The 21035-nt window shown below is 45.3% G+C and carries 17 protein-coding genes; 5 read left to right on the top strand and 12 right to left on the bottom strand.

Annotated features, from left to right (window positions below; genetic code table 11):
• Positions 1-266: 266 nt before the first annotated feature.
• The 3 genes from CWB98_RS11190 to CWB98_RS11180 form a co-directional block, all read right to left on the bottom strand.
• Positions 267-1157 (bottom strand): sterol desaturase family protein, encoded by an 891-nt coding sequence (locus CWB98_RS11190; RefSeq protein ID WP_138544956.1) that lies wholly within the window; start codon positions 1155-1157, stop codon positions 267-269.
• 4 nt (positions 1158-1161) lie between these two features.
• Positions 1162-1770: a hypothetical protein gene (locus CWB98_RS11185; RefSeq protein ID WP_138544955.1), complete on the bottom strand. Its 609-nt coding sequence runs from the start codon at positions 1768-1770 to the stop codon at positions 1162-1164.
• Between the two features lie 94 nt (positions 1771-1864).
• Complete coding sequence (locus CWB98_RS11180) at positions 1865-2443, bottom strand: TetR/AcrR family transcriptional regulator (protein ID WP_138544954.1); 579 nt, start codon at positions 2441-2443, stop codon at positions 1865-1867.
• 128 nt (positions 2444-2571) lie between these two features.
• Between CWB98_RS11180 and CWB98_RS11175 the strand changes: the two genes are divergently transcribed.
• Positions 2572-2772: a hypothetical protein gene (locus tag CWB98_RS11175; RefSeq protein ID WP_212751133.1), complete on the top strand. Its 201-nt coding sequence runs from the start codon at positions 2572-2574 to the stop codon at positions 2770-2772.
• A gap of 186 nt (positions 2773-2958) precedes the next feature.
• Here the strand turns inward: CWB98_RS11175 and CWB98_RS11170 are convergent, their stop codons facing one another.
• Complete coding sequence (locus CWB98_RS11170) at positions 2959-4431, bottom strand: serine hydrolase domain-containing protein (RefSeq protein WP_138544953.1); 1473 nt, start codon at positions 4429-4431, stop codon at positions 2959-2961.
• 160 nt (positions 4432-4591) lie between these two features.
• Here CWB98_RS11170 and CWB98_RS11165 point away from each other — a divergent pair, with 160 nt between their 5' ends.
• The 3 genes from CWB98_RS11165 (at position 4592) to CWB98_RS11155 (ending at position 7984) form a co-directional block, all read left to right on the top strand.
• The gene (locus CWB98_RS11165) at positions 4592-6697 is read left to right on the top strand and encodes a winged helix-turn-helix domain-containing protein (protein ID WP_138544952.1); all 2106 of its coding nucleotides are present in this window, start codon (positions 4592-4594) and stop codon (positions 6695-6697) included.
• Positions 6698-7228: 531 nt separating this feature from the next.
• The gene (locus CWB98_RS11160; RefSeq protein ID WP_138544951.1) at positions 7229-7588 is read left to right on the top strand and encodes a hypothetical protein; all 360 of its coding nucleotides are present in this window, start codon (positions 7229-7231) and stop codon (positions 7586-7588) included.
• A 21-nt stretch (positions 7589-7609) separates the two neighbouring features.
• A complete protein-coding gene (locus CWB98_RS11155) occupies positions 7610-7984 on the top strand; it encodes a hypothetical protein (protein WP_138544950.1) in 375 nt (124 codons plus the stop codon).
• A gap of 270 nt (positions 7985-8254) precedes the next feature.
• Here the strand turns inward: CWB98_RS11155 and CWB98_RS11150 are convergent, their stop codons facing one another.
• Positions 8255-8989 carry a zinc-dependent metalloprotease family protein gene (locus tag CWB98_RS11150; RefSeq protein ID WP_138544949.1) on the bottom strand — a complete coding sequence of 245 codons (735 nt, stop codon included), beginning with the start codon at positions 8987-8989 and terminating at the stop codon, positions 8255-8257.
• An 11-nt stretch (positions 8990-9000) separates the two neighbouring features.
• On the bottom strand, positions 9001-9723 hold the full coding sequence (locus CWB98_RS11145; protein WP_138544948.1) for a hypothetical protein: 723 nt from the start codon (positions 9721-9723) through the stop codon (positions 9001-9003).
• A 712-nt stretch (positions 9724-10435) separates the two neighbouring features.
• Between CWB98_RS11145 and CWB98_RS11140 the strand changes: the two genes are divergently transcribed.
• Positions 10436-11299: a hypothetical protein gene (locus CWB98_RS11140; protein WP_138544947.1), complete on the top strand. Its 864-nt coding sequence runs from the start codon at positions 10436-10438 to the stop codon at positions 11297-11299.
• Between the two features lie 118 nt (positions 11300-11417).
• Here the strand turns inward: CWB98_RS11140 and CWB98_RS11135 are convergent, their stop codons facing one another.
• From CWB98_RS11135 to CWB98_RS11110, 6 genes are all read right to left on the bottom strand, one after another.
• Positions 11418-13946: a TonB-dependent receptor plug domain-containing protein gene (locus tag CWB98_RS11135; RefSeq protein ID WP_138544946.1), complete on the bottom strand. Its 2529-nt coding sequence runs from the start codon at positions 13944-13946 to the stop codon at positions 11418-11420.
• Positions 13947-14133: 187 nt separating this feature from the next.
• Complete coding sequence (locus CWB98_RS11130; RefSeq protein WP_138544945.1) at positions 14134-15201, bottom strand: hypothetical protein; 1068 nt, start codon at positions 15199-15201, stop codon at positions 14134-14136.
• A 60-nt stretch (positions 15202-15261) separates the two neighbouring features.
• Entirely contained in the window at positions 15262-16740 is a 1479-nt protein-coding gene (locus CWB98_RS11125; RefSeq protein ID WP_138544944.1) for an internalin, read from the bottom strand.
• An 11-nt stretch (positions 16741-16751) separates the two neighbouring features.
• A complete protein-coding gene (locus CWB98_RS11120; RefSeq protein WP_249364666.1) occupies positions 16752-17624 on the bottom strand; it encodes a GEVED domain-containing protein in 873 nt (290 codons plus the stop codon).
• Positions 17625-17634: 10 nt separating this feature from the next.
• Entirely contained in the window at positions 17635-18882 is a 1248-nt protein-coding gene (locus CWB98_RS11115; RefSeq protein ID WP_138544943.1) for a hypothetical protein, read from the bottom strand.
• 55 nt (positions 18883-18937) lie between these two features.
• On the bottom strand, positions 18938-20965 hold the full coding sequence (locus CWB98_RS11110) for a Hint domain-containing protein (RefSeq protein WP_138544942.1): 2028 nt from the start codon (positions 20963-20965) through the stop codon (positions 18938-18940).
• Between the last annotated feature and the right edge of the window lie 70 nt (positions 20966-21035).

Genomic DNA, 21035 nt, shown 5'->3' with positions numbered 1-21035 from the left:
AAAATTGAGCAGTTCGGTTATAAGTAGCGAAGAGTGTGTTTCACTTTCTACTTTGATTGTCTGATAAAATTAAGATTGTTTGTGAGTCGAGTACTGGCAAAAGACGCGATGATATCAGCACCGGAATTGTCTGCTCAGAGGTGAAATTGCGCTGATGGGAAAGGTTTCCTTTTGGGATTTCGGAAACCTGTTTCGGGCCCGACGTGGTTAATATGACATACAGCGCACGCTTTAATCCTCTAAAAGCCAGGCCAGCTGACGTTTGTTTACCCTTTGTTTTTCTGTTCTTGTTGCCAGGCCCAGACAGGCGGCTTTATCAGTAACTTAAACCTGTATGTCCAGCTTGGAGCATTAAAGAGTTGCCTGAACAACTTTGCGTACCCGCTAAAGAAAATGGTAAACGGGTTTACGCTGCTAACTCGTGGAAAGACGCCATATCTGACTTGTGCTTCTTCCCTGGCAAAGGTACCGAACAGCTTGTCCCAGATAATAAAAATGCCCGCATAGTTTTTGTCCAGATACTGTTTGTTCGTAGCGTGGTGCACCCGATGATGAGAAGGAGTATTAAAAATGGCTTCTATCGGGCGAGGCAGCTTTTTAACGGTTTCTGTATGCAATAAAGTTTGATAGACCTGTACGACTACCTCGGCCAGCAAGATGATAAACGGATGGAAACCCATTAACGCCAGTGGCAGGTAAAAAAACAGCGGGAAAAACCAATCCATTGGACCATGGCGATAAGCAACAGAAATATTGAAATGTGGTGAGCTGTGATGGACGGTGTGTGTTGCCCAGGCAAAGCCGTTCTTATGTAAAAAGCGGTGTTCCCAATAGTAAGCGAGATCGGCCAGTACAATACAGCACAATATAGTCCAGGGAGTGAGTGGCAGATCTGTAATTCTGAAATTATCATAAACGTAGAAAAATATGCCTACGTAGGTCAGTGCAATTAAGGCAACCAAAAGCATAAACAGCCCAAGCGTCACAAAGTTGGCAAGACTGTCACCAATCAGGTTTTTGGTAAATTGTTTTTTGCAGGCATACCGGAGCATTTCAACAATGAATAAGCCTAATGCAATGACTAAAAACCAGTCGTCGATAAAGACTTCAAGCCACCAAATATCGTCTGCTGATAGAGGATAGGTTAATAAGTCCATGGGTTTACTCTCCATAATTTACCAGCAGTTCAGAGCTCGTTATTTCACTATGCTCTGACAGATAATGGATCTCAACGACTCGGTTTATTGGTCTGCGGTAATCGATGTCTTGCCATGCCAGAGCAATATCTTGAATGGTATGCTTTTTCTTTGATAACAACCGCTCATACTGCGCGGCGTTAAGCGTGACTGTGTCATCTGCAGAAGACAGGGTATCTATGGAATAGCCGATAGTGATAGTGGCTTGCTCAAAGTTTGCTGAGAAGTCTTTATACACAACATAGACCGCGAGAGGCTGCTTGATTAACCGGCTATTTAAGGCCGTATTAGTATTAAATTCCTGCCAAAGCCGTTGCACTTTATCTGTAGGTAAAGTTGCTGTATTGCCGGAGATTATCAGTGTATCAAGAGTAACCCGTAAGGTGTTGTGTTCCTCTGTTCTCGTTTTAGTCTCTACATTCGAGCGTGTTGCCTCGAGGGGGAATTGTTTCGGGGTAACTGAATCGGGTTGTGCAGAGGATAGAGCTTGTACAGGCATTGGCTGTAGTAAAGCAATCCCCCAAACTGAAATGGCAATGATCCCTGTGACTAACAAGGAGCTGGCTAGCTTCATATCTAAATCCTATCGATGTGTGATGAATGAAGCATAGCCTAAATTTTGAGTTTTAAATTGTCAATATGAAAATTTATTAGTTCAAGTGACCGATTTACGTCAGTGTGGTGCAAAGTAGTTTCGAAGCGGCTTTGAGTTTATAAACCTGATCAACCAGGGTTAGCGGTAAAAAAGATTCTGATAATAAATAGTTGGCGTAAATTCCGTGAGCAACCAGCTCCACTTTATCTGCGTCTGCACCGGGATATTCATCGCGTAAAACATCGCTGATAATTGTAATAAATTCATCCATAATATTTGCCTGATCTTGTTTGATAGCTGGTAAACGCTTGGCTTCAGAGAAGATGGCTTCACCGATAATGGTCGCATTAATCCTTTCCTGAGAACCCACTGTGAATAGAGCGTCTATGATTGATTCAACTTTATTTGTCGAAGGGAGCCAGCATAAAACTTGCTGCCACTGCTCTGAGTATCGGGTGCGTAACCGTGTGCTCAGTGCGCAGATGATATCGTCACGGTTACCAATGTAATGACGTAAAATAGTACGTTTTACGCCTGCGGTTTCAGCGATATTCTCGAGTGATGTTGTTTGGATCCCATACTTCAAAATGCAGGCTTCAAGTGCATCCAGTATCTCTTCTGTACGTTGTGCCGCCATACTTGGTCTTGCCATGGTTTCTCCTGTTTCGCTTTTTCAGTCACTATATCAACAGAGGTTTTGATTGTCATGTTGACAATTAACGATGTTGCAAGTTATGGTGTAAATTGTCATTGTGAAAATCTATAGTGAGGAAGTTGAGGATGTGGATGGGGTTACCGTGGAGTTATTGGCTTGGTTTTGGACTATTGTTGTGGTTGCTCTATGACTTGATAAGAGGGGTCAGTTATTTGTGGCAGCGCTATGTGCGCAGTGAGCAGCCCTATATGTACTGGCTGACCATATTACTCTGGACTTTGGTTGCTGCATCATGCTTTGTCTACCCACACTGGCCATACGTTTGAGTTGTGCTTGCTGCTCACAGATGTCAGGGGGGAGAGGAACGCTGTTCATTCGTTTCGAGATAGTTGGGGTTTTGTACGAAAATCGCGGTATAGAGCGTTACCTGGTATGGGGTCTAAAAAATTCCCCATACCAGAGCTTTCAGGACAACTGTGTCAGCACTGTTTCGCATGTCATTCGAGTTGGCACTATAAATGTTCAATTAGATAATCGGCGACTGTCAGCACAGGAGTTGTGGCGTCATCCTGGTTCCCGAGAATAATCAGCACTAAGTCTTTATCCAGAAAAACCCTAAACTCTGCACTGACCCCAATGAATGCGCCACTGTGCCCTATGACTTTGCCGTTTTTGCCCTCCCAGATGCCAAAACCGTAACCATAGCGCGCTGAATTGAATTCAGGTTTTGCGCTGTAAGCCAATTCGCTGTAATGATTCGACAGTAGTTTGTGGCTGGTTAATGCTTTGGAGAAAGCATGAAGGTCTTTAATGGTCGAATAACTGCCGCCTGCTGAGTTCCCTTTAATTGCATGAATAAACCAGTTAGATTGCATGGAGTTTAATTTGTCGGAGTAGAAATACCCCATTGCCATATTTGGCGTTACGCCATCAATATCATAGTTACCAGTGTCGGGCATCCCTGCTTTGTCGAATATGTGCGTTTTCACATACGTATCGTAAGACTCCTGAGTTATAGACTCTATGACTAATCCCAACAAAATCATTCCCTCGTTACTGTACCTGAAGCGTGTGCCAGGTTCGGCTGTAAGCGGCAGATACTTTAAAAAAGGCAAATGATCGTTCAGGTTACGTAGATCATTAGGATGGGTTTTTGGATAGTCAGGGTAACCCAGCCCTGAAGTATGGCTGAGTAGGTGCGCTATTGTGACCTTTTCAAATGCGCCTTTGCCAAAGTAACCCCTGTCAAGGTATTTCACAACTGGATCCTGCAATGATAGCTTTCCTGCTTCAACGAGCTGTAGCACACTGACTCCGGTGAACATTTTGCTCATACTTCCCAGATTAAACTTAGTTTGGAGGTTATTTGGTACGCCAAAGCGTCGCTCTGCTAACCCTTTGGCACTTTGATACAGCACGCCCTGACGGTCTGCTAATAAGACAGTTCCTGAGAAAGCTCCGTTGTTTGCAATTTTATTGATATATCGGCTAAGTTTTTCAACTATCTCTGTCTTAGTTAAGCGCTGGTCGTTGTTTAAAATGTTTGGCTGTTGTGGGGTTAAGTAAAGTCCTGTTACTTTATGTGGTTTCTCATTCGAGAGGTTTACGGTGACTGTGTAAATCAGCTCTGTACTTTTTGATAGCATGTCTACCCGTACAATAGAGCGGTCCGGATCTTTTGGGAGAGTTGCATGAACCTGCATTGACTGGTGACGGTGTTTAACAGACTTAAGCCAGCCTATGTATCTTTGTCTTCCTTCTCCTCCCCACCTTTTCAGTGCGTCTGGATGAAAATACAAATCAACATAGTGTTCTATGGCCTCTGGTTTAGTGCTTTGCAACATCTCAACCAATGCATGCATGTGTGCAGGTTCGTCAAAACTCTGTTCTTCATTTGCCAATAGCTGTGCACTCGTAAGCATTAAAAAGGTGAGAAAACCCATTAAAGCACTTCTGGATGAATGCACTAATCGCTCACTGTTCATTATTACCTGCCTTTGTTTTGTCGTTAGAATCGATAGATAAATCGTGTTAATTTAGCGTTTCACGAGCAGTGTGCCGATGCATTGCTCTTTTGGCGATGTACAAAGCATTAAGGTTTCGTACGGATTTGGTTAAGATAAAATAAGTAAGGAATACATAATCTTGAAGTTGAACGGCCCAAGCCATTCAGAGCTAAATGACACTCTCGATGAGTTTGATAAAGCAGAGTTTTGGCTCAATGAAACACGAGTGTTACCTTACACCGGAGAGTTGGTCCGGGGTCAGTTGGTGTCGCGCCTTGAACCAAAAGTAATGGATGTACTCGTCATGTTGGCGAACAATGCAAACTCGGTGTTAAGCCCGCAGACAATTTTTTCGCATGTATGGCCTCGTTCTATCTACAGCCCGGTTTCGATCCGAAGAGCGATTAGTCAAATCAGAATTGCACTGAATGACCATGATAAAACAGTACTAAAGACCCACCCCAAAAGAGGGTATGCATTGTATGCTGACGTACGTCGTGTCGCCGAGCGAGATTCATTATCATCAGAGCAACAGACACTCTCTTCAACTTTGCAGCAATCCAGACGCGGAAAAGGACATCTAAAAACAATGGCGCTCACCGTTAGTCCGGTTGCACTGATATGTATTTGGTTGTTTTCAGTCATGCTTCAAAGTACGGCATCGAATTCACCTGAAGTTGAAAATATTCAGCCTTTAACGGCAAGTCCGCAAAATGAGTATTACAGCCGGTTTACGCCAGACAGCAAAGCAATTGCGTATTTAAAGACGAAAACTGATGATAGAAATGCCACTGAGATTTGGCTAACTGCCGCTGATCGTTCTTTTACCCAAAAGATATGGGAACACAATGCAGAGATCCGTTATTTTTCATGGGATGAAACCGTTCCTGCATCAGATGGATATCGTCTGGTGTATGCCGTTCAGCAACCCGACCATTTGCAATTTGAGAGTGTGTTGTTTGACAGTCATTTTCAGGTGGAGTCCCGTCAGGTTCATTTTGACCTGGCCGGGAAAATTGGTATCAGCACGTTCGTTACATTGGACCAGAATGTATACTTCCTGGCAAAGCATGAAGCAGTCAACCGAATCTATCGTGGTGATTTAAGCACAGGGAAAACAGAGGTTTTACTCAGCCCCACTGAGCAGTTTAACCCATATCGTATTGCACTATCAGCTGATAAACACTCACTCACTGTGCTGGGTTTTGATCGGCAGCGGCACTCAATCATTAAAAGGTTCAGCCTGAAGGATGGGAAAAGTGAAGTGATTGCAGATCTTGGGCCAAATTGGTACTTCATTAACTATGTTGATGCGCTAAATGGCTACTTACTGAGTGATGGCAAACATCTGCAATTTCTGGATGAAAGCAATCAGCTTAAAGATATTGCGTTTGAAAATTACGATTTTCTGCATTTTCCAAGTGTTTCACCCAGCGGTAAATTACTCACTTTTACACAGACAAAACTGCAAGGTAACGCCTATATTCAATGGTATGAGCAGGACGAAGCGCAGCGCCTTAGCAATTCGAATCGTCATACATGGTTAGTCAGTCTCTCTCCGTCAGGCAAATATGTGGCATTTGTCTCAAACCGCAATGGGTATGCGCAAATATTTGTTAAAGCGCTGACTGATGGGCGTGAATGGTTGGTCTATGCAAATCAACAGCAACACCTTGCTTTATCCCAGCCTGTATGGAATGAAAATGAAACTAAGCTCGCGTTTGCACGAAACGGGTTATTGACCACGGTTGAGTGGCAGCAAAATTCGCATCAAGCAGTGAATGAAAGTCAGCTTGTGGGGACTCCGACGCAGTGGCTGGACAAAGGGGCGCGTATTTTATTTGAACGCAAGAGCGCGGATGAAACACTGTGGTTTGAGTACGCAGAGGGTCACGACCCCATACACAAGCGCACACTGAAACAAGGGAGGCTCGTTGTGACCAGCGCTGGGCACTTTGTGGTGACTAAACGCGAGGTACAAAAAGGAAATGGACAAGCCATTTTTTCTGCACCAGAGCATCAACAGATCTTAGCGCACAAATGGCATCAAAATGCGCTGTGGCTGCTCATAGAGCAGGGTGAGTCTGTGTATCATCTAAGGCAAATATCAGCAGAGGGTAAAACCTCGCATTTAATACGTACTCTTCCTGCACCTGATGGCACGGTGTCGGACTTTGATGAAGCTGGGGTAGTCTATTCAGATTTTGAAGCAGACAAGGATATTGTGACACTGGAGCTTCGATAGCGTGGCTGGGAATAAAGTAAAACAGGGCCCGACACTTATGCCAAATAGACTGGCTTTGTCTGCCCAGCACGGGGGTTGCTTGTTATTCCATGTTTGCAATGTCTTCATATTGTGTTGCGCTACCAAAGACATGCGGATAGGCCAAAAAACACGCAAGCACCCAATGTAATTGACACATCAAGGTCTCTTTGAGCATCCATATATGTCTCTTGGGAATTGTGGCGTTGTTATTCGGTTCGTTTTTGATGAAATAAAGTGAGTAAACCACAGCTGGCAGTTCCTTGTGTGGTCATCATATTGATTTGAGTTATAAATATCAGGATATTACTCAGATTTCGGTTTTATAAGTGCGTTATAATGGCGACAATGTCGTCGCTTCACTACCTCTGACAAACTAAATAACGGAAGTGGTATGTGTGCTAAAAAAGTTCACATCTAGTAAAAATGCCCGGTGAAGTATCCGGCTGTAGGTTTTGGTGATGAGTTCGCCAATCTGGCATTGTAATAAATTGAAATTTTAGGAATTCACAAATGAAGTACCTGGCTGTCCCCTTACTGCTAATAAGTCTGGCGACACAGTCCCAAGAGAGCGAAGCCGAAGTCTTAGACAAGTATGTCGAAATCCAACAACATAGCTTCCTGGCTGCACATCTCGATGATAAGTGTAAGTTCTTAAGCTCCTCGGATCGTCTGCTGCTAGATCAGGCCATTAAAGCTTTGGGGGATGAGATTACGCTTCATCCACTTAATAAGGTTAAGTCGTTGGGTAATCCGTTTCTCTCTGCGACGATGAAAGAACGTGCCGAGTTATATCATTGCGACGAAGGTGTCGAGACATACGTGCAAAGTAAAATTGATGTCGCGAAAATCATTTTAAAACACTATCAATAACTGAAAGGAAAAAGGACCTTGATGAAAAAGTTACTATTGGCAGCTGCTGCCATCACATCTGCTGCAAGTTTTGCAGGCTCTGCAGATAGGGAGCAGGCTTTTTTTGATAAAATTGTGGAAATGCAACAACATAACCGTCTTAGTATCCATCTGGATGAAAAATGTAAGTACTTAAAACCCAATGTACGCAATGAGCTAGAAGCGGCGTCTAAGAAAGTTGGACAACTCATCCTTGTACACCCAATGAACAATATGGGTAGTGGGGCCAACACATTTGTCGATGTTAAAATGCATGAGCGTTCTATAGAAATACCGTGTAATAACAAAGCTAAAGCTCAGGTCAAAGATACTCTCAGGATTGCACGACAGTTTATGGTCATTATTAATCAGTCGTAACCAACAAAGTTATGCACGTTTAGCATTGAAGCTCGCTTTGCTTGGAGACTATTCGTGAATAAGTGTGATTACGTCAAAATCGCTTGGTACTTATACCGTCAGTATCCCTTGGTAATCACATTAGTACATATTACAAATTTTCCCACCCAGTTTTCTACTGTGCATGTGCCACACTCTTAGCCCCCAATGCTTCGCTTTACCGGATTAAACAAAAAGAGCGCTCGTCGAGCGCTCTTTTTTTATTCACCTGATAATTGCTCAGGTTGTTTGTTATTTCATGTTTGCAATGTCGTCTTTGGTTGCATTCACGGTTTTCCAGGCATATGACTCGCCTACAACGCCGAAAGGATAGCCGTTTGCTGTCCAGTTAGGGTTTGAGAAGTAGTCATACTGTGTCGCACTACCAAAGACATGTGGATAAGCCATGATGCTGGTAAATACATTATATACACCGTGTCCCATACCATCAGTGTATACGCCGCCAGAGGTGTCCCCTTGTCTGCGTGCATGGGTCAACCCCTGGTTGTGGCCTAACTCATGAACAAAGGTGGTTGCACCACAGTCTACCGCAGTAATGGAGTACATTTTATTGACCTGAGAAGAGTACAAATTACCATTGCTGCCCTGGCCAACCCAGGCAATACCACAACTGATGAGATTGCTGCCAGCAGATGAACCAACGCCCAACAATGCAACCATATCAGCATTATTTGCATCACGATACTGCGCGATAGATGCGCTGTCCGTCAGTGCGTTTAACCAGTTTTCGTCAGCTGTTACCTGCGCACTGCCGATAGAAGCTGAAGCAACCAGGTTAAGTCTTAAGTTAATTTCATTTTGGCTATAAACCTGATTAGAAAATGAGATTAGCTGGTTTATTTTCGTTTGGATGTTCGACGTATTGGCTGCTGCTTCATCACTGTACAAGATTGCAATGTCGATTGTATTCGCCTGAGTTAAACCTGAGGCTAAGGTGAGCGCCGTCGCTAAGATTGCTTTTTTCATATTGATTTTCCTTACTTCTTACTTGTTGTTTGAGTGTTGATAGGCGGGGAAAAGAGATCTTTAGCCCCTTCTGCAGGCGCACGCTCTTGAGGCGTATGCTCTACATGATTCTTATATAGGTCGCGTTTTGCGGCGATCCAGCCATGTTTGCCATGGGATTCAAAAACATAATTGCCAGTAGGGACTGTGAATTGTCCGTAAATGGCATCATTTCCCACTGTCATCACTGAATTATGGAAGCGGTTATCCGAACCGGTTACTTTTGCAAAAACACTTTTGTCACCATTTGGAAATACATCTACCTGAGTGACTTCTGCACGATGCATTTCGGTGGTCTGTGGAATGGTTAAATCAAAGGTATCCCCAACTTCCAGCTGCTGCATGGCCACTAGGTTGAATTCGACATAGGCTTCTTCACTAATATCTTTTACCAGCACGCCCGCTTCTATTAATACTGCTTTGGCATCATCAGAGATTGATGCTATTTCTCCTATATCTTGCGGTAACCGCTCCTCGTCCTGCGTTATTTCTTTTGTTGTGTTTGGGGCAATTTCAATTTGTTGCTTGGGTGAACTTGAAACAGCAAGGGGATCAGTCTTAACTACGTTTTTATTCACTATTAACGCATCTTTTTGCGCAATGGGGGTTTGTGTAATTTCCGGTGTAGATCCGGAAAAAAGCCAATATGATATTAATATGCCTATTAAAATAAGTGAAAACGTCAGTTTATTCATTTTTTTATTCTTCGGTTGGCTGGGAGGAAAGTGAATATAATTAAAGTTAACAAATGTGTCAATTAGGTTGCAAAACTCTTTTTTTGGTGATTTTATTGTTATGATATAACGAACTATTATTGTCAGTAGTGAATAAGTATTAGTCAAAAAATGAGTTAAAAAACAAATTCCAGCACGAAAGAGTAAGTAATAAAAGGGCTTTATTGCGTTTGGTTAAATTAGCTACTGTTATGTATTTATTGCTTTTTTATTCTACCTAGAGAAATTCATTTGGCTCGACCCATTTATCTGTACCGATTAATGCGAGTGTTTTTAACGGCCTGCAGTTAAGTATTATCTATTCGGATGAAGGAATTTCCTCTCATGTGAGATATTAATGGGGCTTGAAATTTATCTCGGAGGAATATGTTATTCATTTTTATTATATCTATGATTAATGAAATTTGTCTCAATCACCGACTAGTCGACACTGCTTATAACCCCATAACACGGTAATGGGGTGGGGTAGTTTATTCTCAGCATGACCCCCATCTTGATATAAGTATTAATTTTAGGAACTGCTGCTTACTTTTGATTGAAATCAAGGTTGTATAAGTCACAGCTTGTTAAAAATGTTGTGAAAATAATACTGGATAGATTGTGGGTGTAAATATATTACTACCTTTTGGTTTCATTTGTACCTAAATTATCTTGAATCTATAGGAGTAAGGAAATGAAAATAAAACACATAGCACAGGCTTTAATCATTGCTTCCACTACTTTGTCGTCGACAGGGGTGTTGGCAGAAGGGTATACCAATTCACCAGTGCGGGTTGCGATTGACCATCAGGGCATACTTTATGTGCAAAAAGACGATTCATTTGGTGTCTGGCATCGACAAGCGCTGCCTTATGGGCAAAAAGCGCTGGCGGCTTCCGGTGGATACTTCCACTATCATTTTGGTACTTCACCAGAAGACCCTGGCTATGCGTACTATGAAGGAGCGACATTCAGCGTTTCAGAAAGTGGTAATGCATTCAGATATAAAGATAATAACTGGCAGCCAGTAACGGGTTGCTGGGGCGCAACAGATGTGAGCTCATTCACAGTGGCGCATGTTTACTGTGTCAACGGGGATGGTACTTTAAAGAAATTTAATGATGCAACGGAAAATTTCGAAGGTAACTACCGAATCGATAACGAAGTTATTACTAAAATTGATGTTGCACTGGGTGGGGTTATTTGGGCGATCACCGAAAGTGACAAGCTATATAAGTTTAACGGGATACGCTGGGAGCAGCAATCAGTTGCTTGTGCAAAATTATGCACACTTAAAGACATTGCGGTGGGTAGTGGTCAGGTTTATCTGGTTGCCAGCGTGTATGGCAGCAATGATGGCCCGCAGAGTGTATATACACTGAACGATGGCGAGCTGGTTAAGTTTGGCGCTTTTTACAATATTGATGTAGACAGAGAAGGGGTGATCTGGGCTATTTCAAACTACACCCGAACACTGTTTTACAAGCGCCCTGGTATGAGCGAGTTTGCAGAAGATACACAAATGAGCCAGAGGGTCTCATCAAATATTGGTGGATAATAAGTCCGTCTCAGTGATGATCAGTAAGGGTAAATGCAGAATTATTCAGCCTGTTTGAGCTATCTCTGCATATCCGCACTGAAAGGGAAGGGGTGATGACTATCACCCCTTTTCATGTTTAAAAGCTAAAGCTCACTTTGGCATAGTAAGTCATACCGTCAAAGCCATAGGGCAAAGCACGCAATGGATAGCGCATCGCGCCATTGGTAATGAAGTTAAGTACTTCATCTTCGCCTAGCTCGTCTGGCGTTTCATCGAACAGGTTATCGATGCCGGCAGACAGTGCAATGCTGTCGGTAAGCTGATAACCCGCGTTGATGTCAACCAGAACGGCTGACTCCACAACACTGGTTTCCTGCCAGCTATTGGTTGGCGACAAGAAATCAGGCAACACTATGTGTCCGCCAGCAAAGTAGCTGACTTCAGTTTTACCAAAGTAATTAAAACGCAGCAGGGTATTCCAGTCGTCCTGCTGGTAGTCAAAGGTTAGCGTGGCGCGCTCTCTTGGCTGACCATGAGTAAGGAATGAGCGTCTTTGTGCATCAAGTACAATGTTGTCAGGAATACCCTGAGGCGCATTTACTTTGTCAATCTCGGTCTTGTTTTTATTCGCTGCAAAGGTGATGTCCAACTCACCAGCTGCCAGAGCCAGTGAATAGGAAGCGATTAAATCAAACCCCTTGGTTGTCGAATCAAGCGAATTTGAGAAAAAGTTACCTTGTACGGCACCGGTGGCTGTTAGTGCGGCGTTGGCTGCCGGGAAAGCGTCCAGCTCATCACTGTTAACACCAATGAAGCTGCCAAGATTGATGCGGTCGTAAATCTTGATCTGATAGAAATCCAAAGTGACAGACAAATCGTTGCTAACGTCCCAGGCCAAACCTAAGTTGTAGTTGTCAGAGGATTCCAATTTCAGGCCATCCACGCCAAGCGCGGCTGGGAAGGGAGAACCTGCGGTTGCGGTATAAGAGGTAGCCAGTGTGCCATCTCCACCCAGTGTTGTGGTAAAGGCGGTATAACCCGATTGTTGCAACGACGGCGCTCTAAAGCCCGTTGAAGCTGCGGCGCGCAGTGCGAGGTCTTCCGTCAGTTCATAGCGGGTAGCCAGTTTCCAGATGGTGTCATCGTTTGAGTCAGACACATCTTCATAGCGCAGTGCTGCACTGATCAGCCAGTCTTCATTGAGCAGGGTTTCTGCTTCTATATAAATGGCATGACTGGAACGGTCGGCTTTATTGGCAGCATCTGGTCTGAGCCCCTGATAAGCCTGAAAGCCGCAATCTGCAAAAATTTCAGCATCAATCACAGAGGGGAAAGAACGGTCAGAGTTCGAGGCACCACATGCATAAGATGCCACTTCACCCGGGACTATCTCATAATTTTCCTTGCGGTATTCGGCTCCCACAGACAGGTAAATCGGCTCGCCACCGTCTATGTCAATAATGCCGCTGATATCCAGGTTGGTCGTCCATTGGTCAAATCTGAAGCCACCTGAATAACCGCCTCTGGGACCAGCATTGTTGGCAATGTCTTGTGCCGATGCATTGGGGTTACTCGCCAGATATTCAGCAGCATAAGACGAATTGATGGTGTTGGATGACGAGTAGTCGTACTGGTTTTCTCCGTACACACTGGATACATCGAATGCCCAGTCAGGGTTGATATCGCCTTTCAGGCCAATTGCGAAGGACAGATCTTCAGCTTCGTTATCGATCCTCGGTAGAAAACCATCCGGATACACCTGGGGCACGTTGCGCTCTGCACGATTAAAGTCGCGGTAAAAGCCGTTGCCTAAGGCTGTACGGTTTGAAAAGCCGGCAAATGAATACAACTCTTTGTCACCGACAGGCAGCGCAGCATTGTAGAACACAGAGATAAACTCACTGTCAGAATTGCCCTGCTTCCAGCGTACATCATCGGATAAAGTGCCCGGGGCAGTGGTTGAGGAGCCACCAGTATCACGCTCGGCCCGGTTGGTACCGTCGGCATCGCGATATTCCAAGGAGACATTGATAAAGCCGCCCTGGCTGCCTAAATCAAACCCTCGGTTTAGGCCCAGAGAGTAGGTATCCCCGTCGCCCTCGCCTGTCGAACCTGCCTGTACAAAACCTGTCGTGACACCGGTGCTGTCGTTCAAAGAAAGGTTGATAACGCCGGCTATGGCATCTGAGCCATAACGCGCCGCGGCACCGTCTCGGAGTATCTCTACATTTTTCAGCGCCATCATAGGTATAGAGTTCATGTCTGTGCCGGCGGCACCGGCTCCAACCGTGCCAGATAATCCAAAGATGGCCTGAGTATGACGGCGTTTACCATTGACCAGAACCAGAGTTTGATCCGGTTGAAGGCCACGCAATGTTGCCGGTCGGAACAAGTCAGAGCCATCCGAAACTTGAGTCCGGCTAAAGTTAAATGAGGGTGCTATGGATTGCAGACTCTGCCCTAATTCAGTAAAGCCACCTTTATTTAGTTGATCGGTGTCCAGTATGTCTATGGGAGAGGTTGACTCGGTAGCCGTCCGGTTAGATACCTTAGAGCCCAGTACTGAAATGGTTTCTATGTTTTGTTCGTTGGCTTGTTCAGCCATCGCGGCGGAGCACGCAAAGAGTGCCAGTGCAACTGGCGAAAGTTTAATAGTCGTTGTCATCACTTCTACTACTCTGTTGATGTTATGTAATTATTCTGTGTTTGTTGAGCAGACGTTGACATAAATCAATTTTGAGTGCAATCGGATTGGACTAAAGTAGAAGATGAATTTTATTCATTTCAATGTAAATGAACCTCTCAAGTGGCTAAGAAAACTAGCCACTTGAGTGAGAAAAATACATGCTTATTTAAGGCCCACACTGACTTAACCAGGGCGAGGCAAGGCAGGTTTGGCGTAGCATCTGAGCATCGCTGAGTGCTATCTGGGCGGCCTCAAACTGGGCTTCCAATATAGGTTTCTCGGCCTCACTGGCTACCGCTAAGAACGCTTTGGCACGTTCTAAGTGTCTGACCGCTTCACCGTACTGATGCTCAGCCCAACGCCAGGTTGGTTCATAAAGGGTATTACTCATCACCGACGCCCAGTCAGCGGCACCATAGTGGCCTGAATCCTGAAAGCTTTTGACTACAAAGCTACGAGGCACTTTGTCTAAGTCGGCCAAATCGAGCATGAGGCCATTGGGGTCGAAACTATACGCCACGAGCTTTTCCAGTGTCTGCAGGCAAGGGGTAATGTTACCTCCACGGCAGTAGGTGGGTTGCTCGCTGAGCTGTTGCTGCAGTTTAGCTGGTAATGGCCCATTTGAGTTAACATCGACGCTGAATACCGCATTTTCGGCATACTTTTCGATTTCTTTGACCTTAGTAATGGTCTTTTTGAAAAACAGTAAACGTATCTTTATTTTGATCACAAAGCGTTTGTAATCTTCCTCGGTTTTGAAGTGCAGCCGGGTGTTGACGAACAGATCGCGACCATAGTTAACCTGATAGACAAAGTGGCTGTCGCAGTCTTTGAGATCTACGCCCGCTTTTACCTGGCGGTCTTCCAAAGTGCTATAGCCTTCATCAAACTTAAGATGAAGCTGCGATGTGAGTGTACGCTGATCGGTGGCATTACGATGTGTCATAGAAGTCGACACACTGCCGGCAATAATAAACAGATTAACACCGCCATGTACCTCTCCGAAGGTACGGCGTTTGATCAAGGTCTCGTCAACGCGCTGGAAATAATCCAGACTGCCGCTGAGTTCATTATGCAGCACAGGTGTGCCTTGTAAGCAAGTATCACTCAGCTGATGCATATTAGGGTCGAAAGCCCGGCCAAGGTCATTAGCACCGACTTTTTCACTGTAATAGACCTGGCTATGTGCGGCGAAAGCGCACCCCAGAGCCAGTAAAGGTAAAAACTTTTTCATATCCGCTCCCTGAAAAGAAATCGCAATGTGCTCAAGCACATTGCGATTAATTATGGCAGGTTATTGCGCAAACGCTGTACCGTAAGTGGTCAGAGCGCCTTCACATAAACGCCAGTTCAGGATCCCACGAGCCGGGGCTGTGACGTCGATGAAAGTCGGAGCCCAGCGCATGTTTCTGAAGCGGGCGCTTTGCTCCTCAGTGACAATACCAGCACGCACGGCTTCTTGCCTTGCCAGTTCACATTGCTTCCAATCTTGCTGGTCATTACTTGGTAGTTGCAAGTCGGTCACATTGTAGGTGGCAGGGCAGTTTTTACCGCGCTGCACACAGGCACTCTTCATTTCCTGGACCTTATTTTCACATGCGTAACCAAACGGGTTGTCGCGGCAAAACTGTGCAGCATTGAAGAAGAACCAGGCATTGTCATAGGCGAGGTCTTTGATCTGCTCCACAGCCAGGCGTTGAGATGCGGGCAAGTAGGCATAGTAGCTATTGAGCAGTTTATCGGCACGTTGCTCGTCCAAAATAGCCTGCTTGAAATCATCCTCAAGTTCACTGATCAGCCATTTTGTCGCATTTCTGACTATCTGATACTCAGGCACTAATGCGCGTAACGCCAGTGAAGAGTTTTCATAACGCGTGGTGTAGTAACGCACCACATTATAGTCACTCAGTGAATTGAGCTGAGAGTTGAAACCAGACTTTGCATACTTCACTGCTTCATAGAACATATCAAAGCATGGCTCTGGGTTGTCCAGTGAACAGGTGATGATGTTGTTTGGTATGATTGTCAACAGCTGCTTAGGATCGCCCCCTTGCTGGATGGCACGTACTGTGATCTTCACTGACGATTTGGTTTCGTCCTTGAGGTATCTAAGTTGGCCGCCTACGTTGAATACACCCCCATATAAATCCACATCCAGATAACCACCAATATCTGATTTGTCCTTGTTACTACCGTAATCGATCTTAAGGTTTACCAGAACATTTGCGCCGTATTCAATACCCGTTACAAACTCATCACCAACCAGAGTTTGCAGTTTGGTCTGATGGTTGTTGGCCACATCACTACCCACTTGAGACAGGGTATAGCCCTGATTTTGATCTTTAGGTAAGAACAGGCGCTTTTTAGGTGTGCTTGAGGCACTAAAGGTGTATGAACTAGAGTAAGTGCTGGAAGCCATTTCTTTAGCCAATGAAGCACCTGCGGAGACACGAACAACCGGGAAGTTGACGTCAACATCCACACTACCGTTCAGGGTGTTGAGCATATCATCGTAGCTCATATCGATGCCGGTTTTGAACTTGAGCTCGGTATTACCGAAGGTCTCATCAATCACACCCGCAACAGGCTGTACATTGAGAAAGCGTTTCTTTTGGCTGTCATACGCTGTACCCATGGCAACATGATCGTTGATCAGGCCTGAGATCACAGAGCCAGACAAGTTGGCGCTCGAAATGTTCGCCTCTTTTTCTTGCGCAGCAAGACTGTGTCCTGTCATTGCCAGTGCAAAAACAGATAAATAAATAGGTTTCATATCATCTTTCCTTAACGAACCGTTACAAGGTAGTCTTCGACTTCACCATATTGAATACGGGAGCAAGCGTTGTCTGAGCCACCACCCGCATCGGTTGCAATGCGCATCAATGTCGTGCCCTCGGGTACATCTGCCGGAATATCCATCGTGAACTTAAACACCCCGTCTGATGCCGATTTGTAGACCATTTCACTGTTGTCTAGCTGACCATTGTGATCCCAATCAACCCAGACTCGAGCAACGACGTACGAAGGAAAATCAGGTTCCAGATTGCCCGGCGTGATAGAGACCTTGACGCTTCGGTTTGCAGGCAAGGTGACCACCTTTCCTGACACCATAGTGTGTGCTTTGGTCCCCGATTGATGCTCGAAGTCCTCAATGGTGACTTTGGAGATCCATTCCCACTCGTTATCAAAGCTGGCATTGTCGCAGTAGTTATGTGACAGCACTGTGGTTTTCAAAGCCACAGGCTGATATTCTGGCGGCATAAGCGTACATGCCTGACTATCACTGGTGCCTGCGACCCACTCATAAGGATTGCTGAAATCCTCATTAGCAAAGGTCACATATTGTGCTTTTCCCGCAGCAATTTTATCTGCCGACAGCCACAGCTCTTTGAGTTGGCGTAACTTCTCTTCTTTGCTGACAATGTCTCGGGTATCGAACATCTGCTCCCACAGTTCAACGAGTAATCCGTCGTAGCATTTTTGCATCCAGGCAAATCTGCCCTGAGCCTCTGTTACCGTGAGCATGTCACCAAGCTCGCTATAACGGGCGGCCTGTAGTTGGGCATCGCTTAGATCCTGAGCCTGTGCTGTGGCACCCAACAGGGGCAAAGCCAGGGCGGCAGACACAATCGATGTGCTTATAGAAAACTTTTTCATAATGGTATCCTTACTTTAATACGTCGCTGATGGCGCTGTAGTCGCGATAGTAAGCTAAGTTACCTGACTCATAGTCGAGGCAGTAATTTCCTTCAGGGTTACGCTCACAGTAGTCGACCATATCCGCAAACAAGTTGGCATTAGCGCGACTAGATGTTTCGATTTCCTGCAGTTGATTCAGCTGCTCTGCGCTAAATTGTGCAGCATAGTAACGCTGTAGATTTTTCGCTCTGCGGTAGGTGAGTCGCTCTTCAATCCAGCGTGAAGTCAGCTCTTTAATAACGAGCTTGGTCAGGTAGTTGACTGGGGTGTAGCCCGCGTCAGGGATTAACTGTTGCAAGCCTGCGCCCGAATCCAGGTATTTGGCGACGTAGCTATCAGTGATGTTGTAATCATCCAGTGAATTAAACTGGTTGATGTAATCTGATTTCAAATAGTTTACAGCGGCTTCGAACAGGTTGAAGCAAGGCTCCGGGTTTAGCAGCGTACAACGCATAATGCCATTGGGGATGATGTTCAACAGTCGGTTTGGATCGCCGCCGCTCTGATAGCCGCTGATGGATATTTTAACGGACTGTCTTTTCTCTTCATCAATTTTTTGTAGCTGGCCATCAACCTTGACCTTACCTATCCAGTCGACACTGAGGTAACCACCGATCTGGCGTTTGTCTTCCTCATTGCGATAATCAATTTTCATGTTGATTACGACGTTGGAGCCATAGGCAAACCCCTGCACGAAGCCATCACCGAGGTTTGCCGCTTTGTTACCCGGATAAGCTTGAGCCAGCTCTGTGGCTGCCTGCGTTGGCTGGTACCCTTGGTCTGAATTTGGCATTAAGATACGAGACTTGGGTTTGACCGACGAATACACGGTATAGGTACCTGTGTAACGGTCAGCACTGATATCTTTGGCATAGTTTGCGCCCGCATCAACACGCACTGCCGGGAATTTAAAGCCGGCATCGACTTTACCGTCGATAAGTTTGAGCGCCTGCTCATATCTCAGGTCAACACCAACGCGAAAGTCGATGCTGGTATTGCCCAGATGCTCAACGGCCATGCCTTGTACAGACTGAATGCCTAATAAGACATCGCCTTTGCTTTGATGCGCTGTACCAAGCGGCACTAAATCGATGCTTTTTGCCTCTGCGGAAAGCGGGGCTAATTCGCTGAGTTTCTCTGGCGTTTTGGTTGCCTGCGCGAGGGCCTGGGATGTCGATAGTGCCAGCGCAAGGCAAATGAATTGATTTTTATTCATTGTGTTCACTCCGTGAAGAGGCCCCTTTTAGAGGCCTCACTGGTTTGTTTCCTGCTTACTGAATGCTGTTTAGGTAATCTTTGTGCCAAGCTTCAGGAATTCGATTCAGGACGTCTTGTGTAGTTTCCACTTCATCCTCAAATTCATTGTCACTTTGCATTGCCAGATCGCCCACCTGCAGGCCATTTGCAAACATTGAGAAAGTTTCACCGGTAATGTGTTTTGGATCATCAGAGGTGCGAGCCAGTTTGAGGTTGTATACGTTGTCCTCATATTTCACTTGCTCGATCTTAGTGACTAACTCCAGGCCATTGGTAGTATGAATACGGTCACCTTGCTGAACCTTGTTAGCCCAGGCCGAGACTCCCGATTGGGTGACTACCGGGTGCGATTCAGTAAGCAGCAGCTCTTTGCCTGAATCTGTGGTGATCTTGATCATAGGTAAGGCTTCAACACCGATTGAGACGTCTTTGATTTCAAGTGGCATGTGTGAGTTTGGAGCAAACTGACTTGCACCAAGTACTAAGTCGCCAACCTGTAACTGTTCGATAGGCAGTTGCTTACCATTGGCCAACATGATCATCGAGCCTTTTGCGAGACAGCTATACACCATCTGCATAGCTGGATGCTCAATGTCTGTCCAGGTTTGCTCTTCAGGCATGTCTGTGCTGCCCACAACGTAGGTGAAATTACGCAGACGTTTTCTGCCACGCATTTCTTGCTCAACTTCAACCGATAAGTTCATGATCCAGTGCGCATCTGCGTAACGGCCATAAAGGGTTGCGTCACCAAATACCCCTTTTGAGCGTGGGATATTCCATGAGATGCGAGTGTAATCGTAGATGTTGTCACCGACTTGCTTTTTCAAATATTTCAGTGAAATGTGATCAGAGAAAAGGTGTTCTGAGCCCTGGTAACCGCCTAATTTGGATGCACCACCGCCTTCTTTAGTCTGAATGAAAATTTCGGTGCCATGGTATAGACCCATAGGTTGGGTGCCAGCAGGTTTGATCGCATAGCTTGGGTTACCATTGGCGTCATAAGTGACATCTTTAGAGCTCCAGTCCGGGCGATAGATTTTGGTTACTTTACCCATGACATCACGATAGCCTGAAAACGGTACAAGCACCTTCAATTGGTCATTTGGGGTGCCACTAGGGTAAACCGCGTCGTAATCACAGTCATTGTACATACGGTTCAGGCAGATTTTGATTCGGTCCAGTGTCGGATCCGCATTGATCTCTTTTTTGTCAACCGGGTTAGTGACGGCACTTTCCAGGATTGCGCCTTGCTGGATAGTCGGCATAGATGACGAGGGCAGTGCTTCAGTCCATGCCTGAGTTGACGCAGTGGCATGTTTTAGGTCTTGGCTGGCTGAAAGCGCGTTCTGATAGCCCAATTCTGCCAGCAGTGTTTCTTTAGAATATTCAACGATGGTGTTTTTGTCTTCAGCAACTTCGTTGCCATTTTCATCGATATATACCACGGTCACCCAGGCGTCAGCGAAAATTTGCTCTGCAGCAAGCAGTCTTGGCATGATATCGCTGAGTTTGCCGAGCGAAGCTATGTCCATACGCTTTTTGGAAATCCCTTCTCCATAGTACTCAGCAAAACGAGGTATGGTGATGTCCTGGCCATTTTCGTCTATTAGTGCAATGTCGATAAAAGTGTAGGTCGTTGATGCAACTTCACTATTGATAGCAGAGATCATCACATACTCTGTGCCTGACGCGTCTTTAACAGCTCTCAAACCCATATGTTTGAAAAAAGAACAGACTTTATCAGCGTTACAATTTGAGCTAATGCTATTGTTCAGGCTGTTAAGTTGCTCAGTCTGAGCAGCTTTGAGCCCAAATTTCTTTGCCTGCTCGCGTTTGTCCAATAGATTGAACAGGTGTGGGCGATTGCGCTTATTAAGGCCATGCTTACTCAGTCGTTGTTGTACTTTTTCTGCACTGCCTAATGCCTGGAATTTTAAAGTAGACTTAGGTAAAGCGGTGCTATTTTCGGACAAAGGACTCGCGACAGTAGCAAGAGAAGCCCCTCCCAAAGCAGCGATGACTGCTAGGCTAACAAGTTTCATAAAGTTTCCTTTTTGAGTGGTTTTTATGAGGTAGCTCGTAGGCAAAGTTGCCTTTGCCTACATTACTGCG

The sequence above is a fragment of the Pseudoalteromonas rubra genome, from assembly GCF_005887115.1.
Classification (GTDB): Bacteria; Pseudomonadota; Gammaproteobacteria; order Enterobacterales; family Alteromonadaceae; genus Pseudoalteromonas; species Pseudoalteromonas rubra_F.
The sequence above is the reverse complement of the archived record's forward strand: the minus strand, read 5'-3'. Positions and strand labels throughout refer to the sequence as shown.